Origin of the sequence: Xylophilus sp. ASV27 (assembly GCF_016428875.1) — a bacterium.
Classification (GTDB): Bacteria; Pseudomonadota; Gammaproteobacteria; order Burkholderiales; family Burkholderiaceae_C; genus Xylophilus.
The window spans coordinates 1-14833 of the sequence record NZ_JAELTO010000029.1 but is presented as its reverse complement, the minus strand read 5'-3'; the positions used below and the strand labels follow the sequence as shown (position 1 = coordinate 14833).

General features: G+C 66.6%; 14 protein-coding genes and 2 pseudogenes. 12 read left to right on the top strand and 4 right to left on the bottom strand.

Going from position 1 to position 14833, the window contains the following annotated elements:
- The first annotated feature begins 63 nt into the window (after positions 1-63).
- From JHD63_RS08435 to JHD63_RS08425, 3 genes are all read left to right on the top strand, one after another.
- The gene (locus JHD63_RS08435) at positions 64-489 is read left to right on the top strand and encodes a PaaI family thioesterase (RefSeq protein WP_198970303.1); all 426 of its coding nucleotides are present in this window, start codon (positions 64-66) and stop codon (positions 487-489) included.
- Between the two features lie 119 nt (positions 490-608).
- Complete coding sequence (locus JHD63_RS08430) at positions 609-1094, top strand: VOC family protein (protein ID WP_198970327.1); 486 nt, start codon at positions 609-611, stop codon at positions 1092-1094.
- Between the two features lie 133 nt (positions 1095-1227).
- The gene (locus JHD63_RS08425) at positions 1228-2739 is read left to right on the top strand and encodes a methyl-accepting chemotaxis protein (protein ID WP_198970302.1); all 1512 of its coding nucleotides are present in this window, start codon (positions 1228-1230) and stop codon (positions 2737-2739) included.
- Here JHD63_RS08425 and JHD63_RS23935 read toward each other — a convergent pair.
- The 4 genes and pseudogenes from JHD63_RS23935 to JHD63_RS08405 all read right to left on the bottom strand — a co-directional run bounded on the left by JHD63_RS23935 (position 2736) and on the right by JHD63_RS08405 (position 6371).
- Positions 2736-2954 carry a hypothetical protein gene (locus tag JHD63_RS23935; RefSeq protein ID WP_233167813.1) on the bottom strand — a complete coding sequence of 73 codons (219 nt, stop codon included), beginning with the start codon at positions 2952-2954 and terminating at the stop codon, positions 2736-2738. The genes JHD63_RS08425 and JHD63_RS23935 overlap by 4 nt on opposite strands.
- Complete coding sequence (locus JHD63_RS08415) at positions 2917-3546, bottom strand: RnfABCDGE type electron transport complex subunit B (RefSeq protein WP_198970301.1); 630 nt, start codon at positions 3544-3546, stop codon at positions 2917-2919. Before JHD63_RS08415 ends, JHD63_RS23935 begins: the two co-directional genes overlap by 38 nt.
- A pseudogene (locus JHD63_RS08410) lies at positions 3546-4871 on the bottom strand (polyhydroxyalkanoate depolymerase); the annotation flags it as partial. The pseudogene JHD63_RS08410 and the gene JHD63_RS08415, both read right to left, overlap by 1 nt.
- Positions 4872-5174: 303 nt before the next feature.
- The gene (locus tag JHD63_RS08405; RefSeq protein ID WP_198970299.1) at positions 5175-6371 is read right to left on the bottom strand and encodes an amino acid aminotransferase; all 1197 of its coding nucleotides are present in this window, start codon (positions 6369-6371) and stop codon (positions 5175-5177) included.
- A gap of 119 nt (positions 6372-6490) precedes the next feature.
- On the opposite strand from JHD63_RS08405, the gene uvrB reads away from it, so the two are divergent.
- The 9 genes and pseudogenes from uvrB to JHD63_RS08360 form a co-directional block, all read left to right on the top strand.
- Positions 6491-8596: an excinuclease ABC subunit UvrB gene (uvrB, locus tag JHD63_RS08400; protein WP_198970298.1), complete on the top strand. Its 2106-nt coding sequence runs from the start codon at positions 6491-6493 to the stop codon at positions 8594-8596.
- Positions 8597-8810: 214 nt separating this feature from the next.
- Complete coding sequence (iscR, locus tag JHD63_RS08395) at positions 8811-9347, top strand: Fe-S cluster assembly transcriptional regulator IscR (RefSeq protein ID WP_198970297.1); 537 nt, start codon at positions 8811-8813, stop codon at positions 9345-9347.
- An 89-nt stretch (positions 9348-9436) separates the two neighbouring features.
- Positions 9437-10657: an IscS subfamily cysteine desulfurase gene (locus JHD63_RS08390; RefSeq protein WP_198970296.1), complete on the top strand. Its 1221-nt coding sequence runs from the start codon at positions 9437-9439 to the stop codon at positions 10655-10657.
- A gap of 45 nt (positions 10658-10702) precedes the next feature.
- Positions 10703-11104, top strand: coding sequence for a Fe-S cluster assembly scaffold IscU (gene iscU / locus JHD63_RS08385; RefSeq protein WP_198970295.1), 402 nt, complete (start codon positions 10703-10705; stop codon positions 11102-11104).
- A gap of 1 nt (position 11105) precedes the next feature.
- Positions 11106-11429 (top strand): iron-sulfur cluster assembly protein IscA, encoded by a 324-nt coding sequence (gene iscA / locus JHD63_RS08380; RefSeq protein WP_198970294.1) that lies wholly within the window; start codon positions 11106-11108, stop codon positions 11427-11429.
- 114 nt (positions 11430-11543) lie between these two features.
- Positions 11544-12062 (top strand): Fe-S protein assembly co-chaperone HscB, encoded by a 519-nt coding sequence (gene hscB, locus JHD63_RS08375; protein ID WP_198970293.1) that lies wholly within the window; start codon positions 11544-11546, stop codon positions 12060-12062.
- Positions 12063-12092: 30 nt separating this feature from the next.
- Positions 12093-13958: a Fe-S protein assembly chaperone HscA gene (gene hscA, locus JHD63_RS08370; protein WP_198970292.1), complete on the top strand. Its 1866-nt coding sequence runs from the start codon at positions 12093-12095 to the stop codon at positions 13956-13958.
- 34 nt (positions 13959-13992) lie between these two features.
- On the top strand, positions 13993-14331 hold the full coding sequence (gene fdx / locus JHD63_RS08365) for an ISC system 2Fe-2S type ferredoxin (protein WP_198970291.1): 339 nt from the start codon (positions 13993-13995) through the stop codon (positions 14329-14331).
- Between the two features lie 10 nt (positions 14332-14341).
- A pseudogene (locus tag JHD63_RS08360) lies at positions 14342-14716 on the top strand (exonuclease domain-containing protein); the annotation flags it as partial.
- Positions 14717-14833: the final 117 nt, after the last annotated feature.

Sequence of the window (14833 nt, the reverse complement as noted above, 5' to 3'; positions counted from 1 at the left end):
AGGGCGCGCCCATCGAGCGGGCGCGCGCGCTGCCCGAAGCCGCCGGCACGCTGGAGCAGCGCGATGACCGAGGAGCGCAACACCGTCGAGGCCCTGAACCGCGCCGGCCAGGGCATGCTGCCTGGGCACCTGGGCATCCAGGTGCTGTCGGTGCAGCGGGGCGAGATCCGCACCGGGATGAGCGTCGAGCCGCACCTGATGGCGCCCAACGGCTTCCTGCATGCCGGCAGCCTGGTGACGCTGGCCGACACCACCTGCGGCTACGGCTGCCGCGTGCACCTGCCCGACGGCGCGCAGGGGTTCACCACCATCGAACTCAAGTCCAACCACCTGTCCACCGCCCGCGAAGGTAGCGTGCAATGCGTGGCGCGCCCGGTGCACCTGGGCGGCAGCACCCAGGTGTGGGATGCCACCATCACGCACCGCGAAACGGGCAAGACCCTGGTGCTGTTCCGCTGCACGCAGATGCTGCTCTACCCGCGCGCCTGACACGCCGGAATCGAATCCATGAGCATCCTTGCCCCCGACTCCAGCCTCTTGCCCGGGCCGCTGCGCTTGCATCCCCGCAAGCCCGGCCTGAAGCAGCGCGAAACGTGGGCGAGCGCAGCTTGAGCGGCAAGCCAAGACCCTTCCGGGTGCTGGGCGTGCAGCAGATCGCCATCGGGGGGGCGGACAAACTGCGCCTGCGCAAGCTCTGGGTCGACATGCTGGGCCTGGAACTCACCGGCAGCTTCCGCAGCGCCAGCGAGAACGTGGACGAGGACATCTGCGGCATCGGCAGCGGCCCGCTGCGGGTCGAGGTCGATCTGATGCAGCCGCTCGATCCGGACAGGAAGCCGGCCGTCCACGCCACGCCGCTGAACCACGTCGGCCTGTGGATCGACGATCTGCCCCAGGCCGTCGAATGGCTCGCCGCGCAGGGCGTGCGCCTTGCGCCCGGCGGCATCCGCAAGGGCGCGGCGGGCTTCGACATCTGCTTCCTGCATCCGAAGGCGAGCGACGAGTTCCCGATGGCCGGCGAGGGCGTGCTGATCGAGCTGGTGCAGGCGCCGCCCGAGGTCGTGCGCGCGTTCGCGGCACTGACGCGCGGGTAGGGGCGGGCAGGGTATCCGCCCGCGGGTCCGCGGGTAATACCAGGCCGAGATGGCCCCGGTTGTCAGGTCCATGTCGGGCGTTGCGGCAGAGAATCTCCGGTTCCCGTTCATTACAAAAAGGAGATTCACGGCCATGCGCTCACTCGACCCTCTCCGGCCCGCTGTATGGCTGATGCGCCGGTTGCGGCTGGCCGGCAAGCTGACCCTGCTGACCCTGATCTGCTGTTGCGCGCTGGCGGCGAGCGCGCTGGCGGGCATGGCGGCCGCTGGCGACGCGGCACGCTGGGCAGTGCCGCTGCTGGGCGCTGGCGTGGTCGGGTATTGGGCCATCGCCCTGTACCGGGGTTTCTCGGCCGATCTGGCTGTGGTGGCGCGCGCCATGCAGGATACGGCCGCCGGCAACCTGAGGGCGCAGCCCCACGTAACGGGCCGCGACGAAGCGGCGGCCCTGGCGGCCACGCTGTCTGGCATGGTGCTCACACTGTCGTCCATGGTGGCCGACATCCGCAGCAATACGGCGCTGGTCGCCCATGCCGGCAGCAGGCTGGCGGCCGACAACCGCGCGCTGGCCGAACGCACCGAGCAGCAGGCGGCCAGCCTGGAGCAGACGGCCGCGAGCGTCGCGCAGCTCTCCGGCGCGGTGCAGCAGAACGCGCAGGCGGCCCGGCATTCCGACACCCATGCCACCACCGTCCGCGAAGCGGCCGACACCGGCGCGCAGGCCATGGCCCAGGCGGTGGCGTCGATCGAGGCGATACGCAAGGATGCCCATCGCATGGGCGAGATCGTGGGTGTGATCGACATGCTGGCCTTCCAGACCAACATCCTGGCGCTGAATGCCGCCGTGGAGGCGGCGCGCGCCGGCGAGCAGGGGCGCGGCTTCGCCGTGGTGGCGGCCGAAGTGCGCAGCCTCGCGCAGCGGTCTGCCGCGTCGGCGCGCGAGATCCGGCAACTGATCGGCGCGTCCACCGCGCAGGTCGAAGGCAGCACCGGCCTGGTCCGTGCTGCCGGTGAGCGCATGGCAGGCATCGCGCCCGGAATTCGCGCCGTGGCGGACAGCATGACGCAGATATCGGCCTCCAGCGCGGAGCAGAGCGAAGGCCTGGCCGAGATCAACACCGCCGTGCGCCAGCTCGAGCAGCTCACGCAGCAGAACGCCCAGATGGTCGAGCAGGCCGCTGCGGAGGCGCGGCGGCTGGAACTGCGCGCCTCCACGCTGGCGCAGGCGGTGCAGGCCTTCCAGCTGCAGCAGGGCACGGCGGAAGAGGCGGTGGCGCTGGTGGAGCGCGCGCTGCAACTGCGGCGCACCAGCCCTTCGCTGGCGGCCTTCCTGCGCACACTGAGCGATCCGGCCCAGCCCTTCCATGACCGCGACATGTACGTGTTCGCGCTCGACGCGCAGGGCAGCTACCGCGCGTTCGGCGGCAACCCGGCCAAGGTCGGCACGCGGGTGCAGGACATTGCGGGCATCGACGGCCAGGCATTGCTGGACGCCATCATGCAGCAGGCGAGGCAGGGGCCGGGCTGGGTCGAGTACGACATCACCCACCCCGTCACGGGCGCGGTGCAGACGAAGATGTCCTTCGTCACGCAGACCGACCAGAACCTGTTCGTCGGCTGCGGCGTCTACAAGCGGCTGGCCTAGGGCCGGCGCCAGAACGCGAGCGTGGCCGCCAGCAGCCACATGCCGGCTGCGCAGCCGCGGTTCATGGCCGTGAGGCCGCGCTGCGGGAGGAGTCGGACGGCCTGCGTGCCGGCACTCGCATAGGCCAGCATCACGCCGGCAAGCGAGGCGACGCCATGGATGCGCAAGGCATCGAGGTCATGGCTTGTCGGCAGGCGCGCGTTGCGTGGCGGCACGGGCGCGTGCCAGGGCGGCTTCGACGATGGAGCGTTTGCGTGTGTCGGCGGCAGGTGCTTCCTGGACTTCGCGCTGCGCCGCATCGCGGCGCCGGCGGTGCTGCTGGTAGCGCTGCCGCGCGACATCGGCTTGTGTCTGTGACCAGGCTTGCCAGCCACTGCGGCCCGGTGTCGCGACCTCGAGCGCGATGCAGTCGACAGGGCAGACCGGAATGCACAGCTCGCAGCCCGTGCAGTGGGCCTCGATCACCGTGTGCATGCGCTTGTTGCTGCCCAGGATGGCGTCGGTCGGGCAGGCGTCCAGGCACAGCGTGCAGCCTATGCACCAGGCCTCGTCGATCACTGCCAGTTGGCGCGGACCTTCCTGGCCGAAGGCCGGGTCCAGCGGCAGGGTCGGGCGGCCGGTGATGCGCGCGAGCCGGGCGATGCCCTCGGCGCCGCCGGGCGGGCACTGGTTGATCTCCGCCGCGCCGGCTGCAATCGCCTGTGCGTATCCCGTGCAGTCAGGGTAGCCGCAGCGGGTGCACTGCGTCTGCGGAAGTGCCGCGTCGATGCGCGCGGCCAGGGTGTCGGGACCGGCCGTGAGGCTCACGCCGCCTTGGCCGTGGCGCTGTCCGGCCTGTCCGCGGTGGGGGCTGCCGGATCCTGTGCCTCGTTGTCATGCACGCGTATGAAGTCGCGCACCTGCGGGTACACGATGTCGCGCCAGCGGCGCCCGCTGAAAATGCCATAGTGGCCGGCGCCCTTGGCTTCCAGGTGCTGGCGCCGCTCGGCCGGAATGCCGGTGCACAGGTCGTGCGCCGCGGCGGTCTGGCCCGAGCCCGAGATGTCGTCGAGCTCGCCCTCGACCGTCAGCAGCGCGGAGCCTGTGATGTCCTGCGGGCGCACGCGTTCGATCCGGCCGTCCGGCCCGCGCACGTCCCAGGTGCCGTGGACCAGCTTGAAATCCTGGAACACGGTGCGGATGGTTTCGAGGTAATAGTCCGCATCCATGTCGAGCACGGCGTTGTACTCGTCATAGAACTTGCGGTGCGCCTCGGCGCTGACGTCGTCACCCTTGAGCAGGTCCTTGAAATAGTCATAGTGGCTCGAGGCATGCCGGTCCGGGTTCATCGCGACGAAGCCGGTGTGCTGCAGGAAGCCGGGGTATACGCGGCGCTCGGCGCCGGGGAAGTTGCTTGGCACGCGGTAGATGACGTTGTTCTCGAACCACTCGTAGCTCTTGTTCATCGCCAGATTGTTCACCGCGGTCGGCGACTTGCGGGCGTCGATCGGGCCGCCCATCATCGTCATGGTGAGCGGCGTCGTTTCCCCGCGGGACGCCATCAGCGACACGGCGGCCAGCACGGGCACGGTGGGCTGGCAGACGCTGATGACGTGGCAGTTGCCATGGCGGGTCTGCAGGTGGCGTATGAATTCCTGAACGTAGTTGACGTAGTCGTCGAGGTGGAATTCACCTTCGGACAGTGGCACCAGCCGGGCATTCTTCCAGTCGGTGATGTAGACCTTGTGGTCGCGCAACAGGGCGCGCACGGTATCGCGCAGCAGGGTGGCGTAGTGTCCTGACAGCGGAGCCACCACCAGCACCACGGGCTGGGCCTTCATGCGCGCGAGCACCTCCTGGTCGTCCGTGAAGCGCTTGAAGCGCCGCAGTTCGCAGAAGGGCTTGTCGAGATCGACGCTTTCGTGGATGACCACCTCGCTGTCATCCACTTTGACCGTCCGGATGCCGAACACGGGCTTCTCGTAGTCCTTGCCCAGCCGGTGCAGAAGTTCGTAGCCAGCAGAGATGCGCTGGGCGAACGGCATCTGGCCCATGATCGTCAGCGGATTGCTGTAGACCTTGGAGGCGGCAAGTGCAAAGTCCGCAAACGGCTCCATCATGGAGCGCTGGGCCTCGTAGAAATGGTAGAGCATGCTGTGTTGTCGTGGGATTGTTGCAGTGCAATATAGCACCGGGTGCAGACTGTATTGAACTGCAAGTTGCAGGATCGCGTCTGGGATGCAGCCCGGAAACGCAGATTCTTGTAGACCTAATGGCTATTGATTGGATAGCAAAAAGCCTTTCAGTTATAAGCATCTGGATGCTTTTTACATGTGCAGGAAAACGCCCATTAAAAAAGCCGCCCAAAGGCGGCTCCAATGTACATGCGGTGTTGCCGCCATGCCAATCATCAGGACGGCGTGGTGCGGCTCCTGCGGGCATGGGATCCCAGCCTCTCATACCACCTTGGCGATGGCGGCGCAGACGTAGTCGATGTTCTTGCTGTTGAGCGCGGCGACGCACATGCGGCCGGTGTCCGTGCCATAGACGCCGAATTCGCTGCGCAGGCGCACCATCTGGTCCTTGCTGAGGCCCGAGTAGCTGAACATGCCGATCTGCTGGACGATGAAGGACATGTCCTGCTGGACACCCGCGGCCTTGAGGCCGTCGACCAGCTTCTGGCGCATGGCCTTGATGCGCACGCGCATCTCGCCGAGTTCCTTCTCCCACAGGGCGCGCAGTTCGGTGTTGCCCAGCACCGCGGCCACCACGGCGCCGCCGTGGGTGGGTGGGTTGCTGTAGTTGGTGCGGATGGCGATCTTGAGCTGCGACAGCACACGGCTGGCCTCTTCCTTGTTCTCGCACAGGACCGACAGGGCGCCGACGCGCTCGCCGTACAGGCTGAAGCTCTTGGAGAACGAGGTCGAGACGAAGAAGGTCAGGCCGGCTTCGACGAACTTGGCGACGGCCGCGCCATCTTCCTTGAGCCCGTAGCCAAAGCCCTGGTAGGCCATGTCGAGGAAGGCCACGAGCCCTTTGGCCTTGACGGCCGCGACCACCTGGTCCCACTGGGCCGCGGTGATGTCGTAGCCGGTGGGGTTGTGGCAGCAGGCGTGCAGCACGACGATGGTGCCGGCCGGTGCCGCATTGAGTGCGGCCAGCATGCCGTCGAAATTGATGCCGCGCTTGGCCGCGTCGTAGTAGGGGTAGCTCTCGACTTCGAAGCCGGCGTTGGTGAATAGCGCGCGGTGGTTTTCCCAGCTCGGGTCGCTGATCAGCACCTTGGCGTCGGGGTTGAGCTTCTTGAGAAAGTCGGCTCCGACCTTCAGGCCGCCGGTGCCGCCAAGGGCCTGGATCGTGGCGACGCGGCCGGAGGTCACCGGCTCGCTGTCGGCGCCGAACACCAGGTGCTTCACGGCCGTGTCGTAGGCGGCGATGCCGTCGATCGGCAGGTAGCCGCGCGCCGTGGGGGTGGCCATCATGCGCTTCTCGGCCTCCTGCACGCACTGCAGCAGGGGCAGCTTGCCGTTGTCGTCAAAGTAGACGCCCACGCCCAGGTTAACCTTCTGTGGGTTGGTGTCCGTGGCGAATTGCTCGTTGAGGCCCAGGATCGGGTCGCGCGGCGCCATCTCGACGGCGGTGAAGAGAGACATGGGAGAAAAGTCCTTGAGAGAGGGAGGGGCGGGCCGCCTTGAATCACAGGAGTGCGGGCCAATCTGCAATTTTACCTACGCCCGGCGTTCCAGCCCTGCCTGTACAGTTTGTGTCCACCATGCCCCACATCGCCGAAGCCCTTTCCGACACCTCTTCTGCCCCCGAAGGCACCTTCGTGCGCTTCCCGGGGTCGCCCTTCGAGCTGTTTCAGCCCTATCCGCCCGCAGGCGACCAGCCGGCGGCGATAGAGCAGCTGGTCGCGGGAGTGCAGGATGGCGAGGTGTTCCAGACGCTGCTGGGCGTGACCGGTTCGGGCAAGACTTACACCATGGCCAACGTGATCGCCCGCCTGGGACGCCCGGCCATCGTGTTCGCGCCGAACAAGACGCTGGCGGCGCAGCTCTACAGCGAATTCCGAGAGTTCTTCCCCAAGAACGCGGTCGAGTACTTCGTCAGCTACTACGACTACTACCAGCCCGAGGCCTATGTGCCCCAGCGCGACCTTTTCATCGAAAAGGACTCTGCCATCAACGAGCACATCGAGCAGATGCGGCTGTCGGCCACCAAGAGCGTGCTGGAGCGGCGCGACGTGGTGATCGTGGCGACGGTGAGCGCCATCTACGGCATCGGCGCTCCAGAGGACTACACGCAGATGCGCTTCATCCTGAAGGTGGGCGGCAAGCAGAGCCAGCGCGACGCCATTTCGCAACTGATCCGCATGCAGTACACGCGCAACGAGCAGGATTTTGCGCGCGGCACCTTCCGCGTGCGCGGCGACACCATCGACGTCTTTCCGGCCGAGCACTCGGAGCTGGCGGTGCGCATCGAGCTGTTCGACGACGAAGTCGAATCGCTGCAATTGTTCGACCCGCTCACCGGCCGCATCCGGCAGAAGATCCCGCGCTTCGTCATCTACCCCTCCAGCCACTACGTCACGCCGCGTGACAAGGTGCTCACCGCAGTGGAGGCGATCAAGGAAGAACTCGCCGGGCGGCTGAAATTCTTCGTCGCCGAAGGCAAGCTGGTCGAGGCCCAGCGGCTGGAGCAGCGCACCCGCTTCGACCTGGAGATGCTCAGCGAGGTGGGCCACTGCAAGGGCATCGAGAACTACTCGCGCCACCTGGCCGGTTCGGCCGAGGGCGAGCCGCCGGCCACGCTGACCGACTACCTGCCCAAGGATGCGATCATGTTCCTCGACGAAAGCCACGTCATGATCGGCCAGCTCGGCGGCATGTACAACGGCGACCGCGCGCGCAAGACGACGCTGGTGGAGTATGGTTTTCGCCTGCCGTCCGCCCTGGACAACCGGCCGCTGCGGCTGGAGGAGTTCGAGGCGCGGATGCGCCAGGTGGTGTTCGTATCCGCTACCCCGGCCCAGTACGAGCAGGACCACGCCGGGCAGGTGGTCGAGCAGGTGGTGCGACCGACCGGCCTGGTCGACCCGGAGGTCGAAGTTCGCCCCGCCACGCACCAGGTCGACGACGTGCTGCAGGAAATCCGCATCCGCGTCGACAGGAGCGAGCGGGTACTCATCACCACCCTGACCAAGCGCATGGCCGAGCAGCTTACCGACTACCTGGGCGACAACGGCGTCAAGGTGCGCTACCTGCACAGCGATGTGGACACGGTCGAGCGCGTGGAAATCCTGCGCGACCTGCGGCTGGGCACCTTCGACGTGCTGGTCGGCATCAACCTGCTGCGCGAGGGCCTGGACATTCCCGAGGTGAGTCTGGTGGCCATCCTGGATGCCGACAAGGAAGGCTTTCTTCGCTCCGAACGCAGCCTGATACAGACAATTGGCCGCGCGGCGCGGAACCTCAACGGCCGCGCCATCCTCTATGCAGACAGGGTCACCGACTCCATGAAGCGGGCGATCGGCGAGACCGAGCGCCGCCGGGCCAGGCAACTGGCCTGGAACGAGGCACAGGGCATCACCCCGCGCAGCATCGTCAAGCAGGTGCGCGACCTGATCGACGGGGTCTACAGCGAAAAGTCGGGACGCGACGAGGCGCTGCAGGAGCAGGCGGCGTTGCAGAGGGCGCGGGTGGAGGACATGTCGGAGAAGGACATGGGCCGCGAGATCAAGCGCCTGGAAAAGCAGATGCTGGAACACGCGCGCAATCTGGAGTTCGAAAAGGCGGCGCGCCTGCGCGACCAGTTGGCGCGTTTGAAGGAGCAGGCCTTCGGAGCGTCCGGCGGGGACCAGGTTGCGGGGTTGTCGTAGCCGGTCGCAGGCAGGAATGGAAGTCTTTCCCGACATGCGCCCTGGGTCTTGTGCTATACTTGACGGAAATACTCAACAACAATGCCCTGTGATGAAGGGCTCCCGCCTCCCTTGCGGAGCGTGGGAGTAAGGGTGGAGACGGTACCCCGGTCGAGGCCTGCAATAGCGGGCTTCCCGGGTGTTTTGAAAAAGCAACAGCCAATAAGGAGCTGACATGCGTCTCACAACCAAAGGTCGTTTCGCCGTGACCGCCATGATCGACCTGGCCCTGCGCCAGAACAATGGTCCGGTCACCCTCGCTGCCATCAGCCAGCGCCAGCAAATCTCGCTGTCCTACCTGGAACAGCTGTTTGGCAAGCTGCGCCGCCATGAACTGGTCGAATCCACCCGTGGTCCGGGCGGCGGCTACACGCTCGGCCGCAAGGCGGCCGACATCACGGTGGCCGACATCATCGTGTCGGTCGACGAGCCGATCGACGCCACCCACTGCGGCGGCAAGGAAAACTGCCTGGGCGAAGCCGGCCGTTGCATGACGCACGAGCTGTGGGCGTCGCTCAACCAGCGCATGGTGGAGTTCCTGGATTCCGTCACCCTGCAAAAGCTGGTGGATGAGCAGATTGCCAAGGGCGTGCAGATCGAGGACAAGCCCGTGGTCCGGCGCGCCATTTCGAGTGCGCCCGTGGTCAAGCCGATTCGCGTGAATGCGCCGAATTCGGTGTTTGCCCTCGGCAACGTCTTCGCCAAATCCTGAGGAACGGACCTGTGTAGGCCCCTGAGGGGGCTGCCCGGCCGAACCTGCTTTCCCCGCCAGCCAGATAGCCAGCCTTGACAGAGTTAGCCATGGACATGACTCCGCATTTCCCGATCTACCTTGACTATGGCGCGACCACGCCGGTCGATCCGCGCGTCGTCGACGCGATGATTCCCTGGTTGCGCGAGCATTTCGGCAATCCGGCTTCCCGCAGCCACGCCTGGGGCTGGGAGGCCGAAGAGGTGGTCGAGAAGTCCCGTGGCTATGTGGCAGACCTCATCGGTGCGGATCCGCGCGAGATCGTGTGGACCAGCGGCGCCACCGAGTCGATCAATCTGGCCCTGAAGGGCGCGGCCCAGTTCTACAAGTCCAAGGGCAAGCATCTCATCACGCTCAAGACCGAGCACAAAGCCGTGCTCGACACCATGCGCGAGCTGGAGCGCCAGGGTTTCGATGTGACCTACCTGGACGTCCAAGAAGACGGCCTGGTCGATCTCGAGCAGCTCAGGGCGGCCATCCGCCCCGACACCATCCTGATCAGCGTGCTGTTCGTGAACAACGAAATCGGCGTGATCCAGGACATCCCCGCCATTGGCGCCCTGTGCCGGGAGAAGGGCATCTTGTTCCATGTGGATGCCGCGCAAGCCACCGGCCGTGTGGACATAGACATGAAGGTGCTGCCGATCGACCTGATGAGCATGACGGCGCACAAGACCTACGGTCCCAAGGGCGTGGGTGCGCTGTACGTGCGCCGCAAGCCCCGCGTGCGGCTGGAGGCGCAGATTCATGGCGGCGGCCATGAGCGCGGCATGCGCTCGGGCACGCTGCCCACCCACCAGATCGTAGGCATGGGCGAAGCCTTCCGCATCATCAAGCTGGAAATGGCCGAGGTGAACGCCAAGGCCCGCGCGCTGCAGCAGCGCCTGCTCGACGGTCTCAAGGACATCGAGCAGGTGTTCATCAACGGCAGCCTGGAGCACCGCGTGCCGCAGAACCTGAACATGAGCTTCAACTTCGTCGAGGGCGAATCGCTGATCATGGGCATCAAGGGCCTGGCGGTGTCATCCGGCTCGGCCTGCACGTCCGCCAGCCTGGAGCCCAGCTATGTGCTTCGCGCGCTCGGCCGCAGCGACGAACTGGCCCACAGCAGCCTGCGCATGACCATCGGCCGCTTCACGACCGAGGAGGAGATCGACTATGCGATCTCCACCATCAAGCACAACGTAGCCAAGCTGCGCGAGTTGAGCCCGCTCTGGGAGATGTACCAGGACGGCGTGGACATCAGCACTATCCAGTGGGCGGCACACTGAAGCCTGCCGCGGTTTCCAGAACACAGAATCGAAGAGGTACCCATCATGGCTTATTCCCAGAAGGTCATAGACCACTACGAAAATCCCCGCAATGTCGGTTCGTTCGACAAGGGTGACGACACCGTCGGCACCGGCATGGTCGGCGCACCGGCTTGCGGCGACGTGATGAAGCTGCAGATCAAGGTCAACCCGGAGACCGGGGTGATCGAGGACGCGCGCTTCAAGACCTACGGCTGCGGCTCTGCCATTGCGTCTTCCTCGCTCGTCACCGAGTGGGTCAAGGGCAAGACGCTGGACGAAGCGGCGGCGCTCAAGAACAGCGTGATCGCCGAGGAGCTGGCCCTGCCGCCGGTGAAGATCCATTGCTCGATCCTGGCCGAGGATGCGATCAAGGCCGCAGTCGAAGACTACAAGAAGAAGAGCGTGGCGCTCGCCGCCGCCCACTGAAATGGCCATCACGCTGACCGAAGCCGCTGCACGGCATGTCAACCGCTACCTGAGCAAGCGCGGGCGCGGCCTGGGCGTGCGACTGGGCGTGAAGACCACGGGCTGCTCGGGCCTCGCGTACAAGCTGGAGTATGTGGACGATCCGGTGGACGGCGACGTGGTCTTCGAAGAGCACGGCGTCAAGGTCATGGTGGACCCCAAGAGCCTGGCATACATCGACGGCACGCAACTGGACTTCGTGCGCGAAGGGCTGAACGAGGGCTTTCGCTTCAACAACCCGAACGAACGGGATCGCTGCGGCTGCGGCGAGAGTTTCAGGATTTAGGGCAACCCTGAACAAGTCCCTCCCGAGGGCAATACCAGCGGCCCGGCAAACCCGGTTCCGCGGTGTTTGCTGAGCAGACGCCGCCGCTTAGCTGCAGGCGGCATTTTTTTTGCCATGAACCTCCACGACACCGATTTCGACCTGTTCGCCGTACCCGCGACCTTTGCGCAGGACCGTGCCGTGCTGGATGCACGCTGGAAGGAGTTGCAGCGCCAAGCCCATCCCGACCGCTTTGCTGCCCAGGGCGGTGCCGCTCAGCGCATGGCGCTGCAGTGGTCGGTGCGCATCAATGAGGCTTACCGGCGACTGCGCGACCCGCTCCAGCGGGCGGCCTACCTGTGCGAGCTGCGCGGTGCGCCGATCGAGGCCGAAAGCAATACGGCGATGCCGGCGGAATTCCTCATGCGGCAGATGGAGTGGCGCGAGGCGCTGGAAGACGCGGTGGACGCAGCCGACATCGAACGCCTGCGGCAGGAGGTCGACACCGCGCGTGCCGCCGCCTTGCAGCGCTGCGCCGCCCTGCTGGACGAGGCCGGCGATGCCGCGACCGCCGCGCGCGAGGTCAGAGCCCTCATGTTCATTGCGCGTTTCGCCAAGGACGTGGATGCGCGGCAGGAGCAACTGGGACAATAGTCGGTTGCGGTCTCCACAACATACTTGCACATGGCGCTTCTCCAGATTTCCGAGCCTCACCAGTCTCCTGATCCGCATCAGCGGCGCATTGCCGTCGGCATTGACCTGGGCACTACCCATTCGCTGGTGGCTGCAGTGCGCAACGGCGTGGCGGAATGCCTGCCCGACGAGCACGGCCAGGTGCTGCTGCCCTCGGTCGTGCGCTACCTGTCGCAGCATGGCCGGGCCGTCGGGGAGGCCGCCCGCGGCGCCCAGACCCAGGACCCCGAGAACAGCATCGCGTCCGTCAAGCGCTTCATGGGCCGCGGTCTGGCGGACATAGAGCATGCGGAGCGCCTGCCCTACCGCTTCGTCGCATCGGAAGGTGAGGGCGGCATGCTCGGCATCGCCACGGTGGCAGGCGTGAAGTCGCCGGTGGAGGTCAGCGCAGAGATCCTCGCCACGCTGCGCCAGCGTGCCGAGGATTCGTTCGACTCCGACATCCACGGCGCGGTGATCACCGTGCCGGCCTATTTCGACGATGCCCAGCGCCAGGCGACCAAGGATGCGGCCCGGCTCGCCGGGATCGAACTGCTGCGGCTCATCAACGAGCCCACGGCGGCGGCCATTGCCTACGGGCTGGACAACGGCAGCGAAGGGGTCTATGCGGTCTACGACCTCGGCGGCGGCACCTTCGACATCTCGATCCTGCGCCTGACGCGTGGCGTGTTCGAGGTGATCGCCACGGGCGGCGACTCGGCCCTGGGGGGCGACGACTACGACGCGGCGCTGGCCGAATGGCTGCTCGCGCGGGCCGGCCGGGTCGCCGTGTCGCCCTCCGAGAAGGCAGCGCTGCGCCAGGCCGCCCGCGCCTGCAAGGAAGCCTTGACCGAGGCAGACTCCACCAGCTTCAACCTGGAGCTTGCCACTGGAATCGTGCAGCTCGAGGTCAGCAGGGCAGACTTCGAGGCCGCCACTGCCGCGCTGACGGCCCGCACCCTGGCGGCCGTACGGCGCACGCTGCGCGACGCCGGACTGGCGCGCGACGACATCCGGGGCGTGGTGCTGGTGGGCGGCTCCACGCGCATGCCGCAGATCCGCAGCGCCGTGCACGCGTTCTTCGGCCAGGCGCCGCTGACCAACCTCGATCCCGACCAGGTCGTGGCCCTGGGCGCGGCGATCCAGGCGAACCAACTGGTCGGCAATGGTGGTGACGACGGGTTGCTGCTGCTGGACGTGATCCCGCTCTCGCTCGGTATCGAAACCATGGGCGGGCTGGTGGAGCGCATCGTCTCGCGCAATGAGACCATTCCCACGGCCAAGGCTCAGGACTTCACCACCTACCAGGATGGCCAGACGGCGCTGGCGCTGCACGTGGTGCAGGGCGAGCGCGACCTGGCGGCCGACTGCCGCAGCCTGGCGCGCTTCGAGCTGCGCGGCATCCCGCCCATGGCGGCGGGCGCCGCGCGCATCCGGGTCACCTTCACGGTCGATGCCGACGGCTTGCTGAGCGTCTCGGCGCGCGAGCAGGGCAGCGGCGTCGAGGCGCGCATCGACGTCAAGCCGTCCTACGGCCTGTCGGACGAGGACATCGCGCGCATGCTGCGCGACAGTTTCAGCACCGCCAGCCAGGACATGGCGGCGCGCGCGCTGGTCGAGGCGCGGGTGGATGCCGACCGCATGCTGCTGGCCACGCGCAGTGCGCTGGCCGCGGACGGCGATCTGCTGACGCAGCCGGAGCGTGCCGCGATAGACCGGCTGATGACGGCCCTGGCGGGCAGCCGCGATTCCGGCGACGCCGCCACCATCGAGGCCGCCACGCAGGCCCTGGCCAAGGGCACCGAGGCCTTCGCCGCCGAGCGCATGAATCGGGGTATCCAGCGCGCGCTGGCCGGCCGCAGCGTGCAATCGATATAGCACCGCATCCAAGAAGACCCACCACGATCACGCCATGCCGGTCATCAAGATCCTTCCCCATCCCGAATACTGCCCGCAGGGCGCCGAAATCACCGCGCCTGCGGGCACCTCCGTCTGCGAAGCGCTGCTGGAACACAAGATCAACATCGAACACGCCTGCGACATGAGCTGCGCCTGCACCACATGCCACGTGGTGGTGCGCAAGGGCTTCGGCTCGCTGGGCGAAATGGACGAGGCCGAAGAAGACCTGCTGGACCGCGCCTGGGGCCTGGAGCCGCAGTCGCGGCTGTCCTGCCAGGCCATCCTGGCGCAGGAGGACGTGACCATCGAGATTCCCAAATACTCGATCAACCACGCCAAGGAAAACCACTGAGGGAGGGCGCATGACACGCCAGATCGTTCTCGATACCGAAACCACCGGCCTCTCGGCCGAGGGCGGCGACCGCATCATCGAAATCGGCTGCGTCGAGCTGGTGGCGCGCAAGCTGACCGGCAACAACCGCCACTACTACCTGAACCCCGAGCGCGACAGCCACGAGGACGCGCTCAAGGTGCACGGCATCAGCAACGAGTTCCTGCGTGACAAGCCCAAGTTCGTGGCCGTCGCCGACGAGTTGATGGACTACCTGGCCGGCGCCGAGATCATCATCCACAACGCGGCGTTCGACGTCGGCTTCCTGAACAAGGAGCTGGAGCTTGCCGGGCGCGCGCCCTTGCGCAGCTTCGTCGGCAGCGTCACCGACACGCTGGTGATGGCCCTGTCTCTTATACACATCTGACGCTGCCGACGAAGAGAACCTAGTGGAGATCTCGGTGGTGGGCGGATGAGTAAAGAGGGGGGGGGGGGGGGGGGGGGGGGGGGGGGGGGGGGGGGG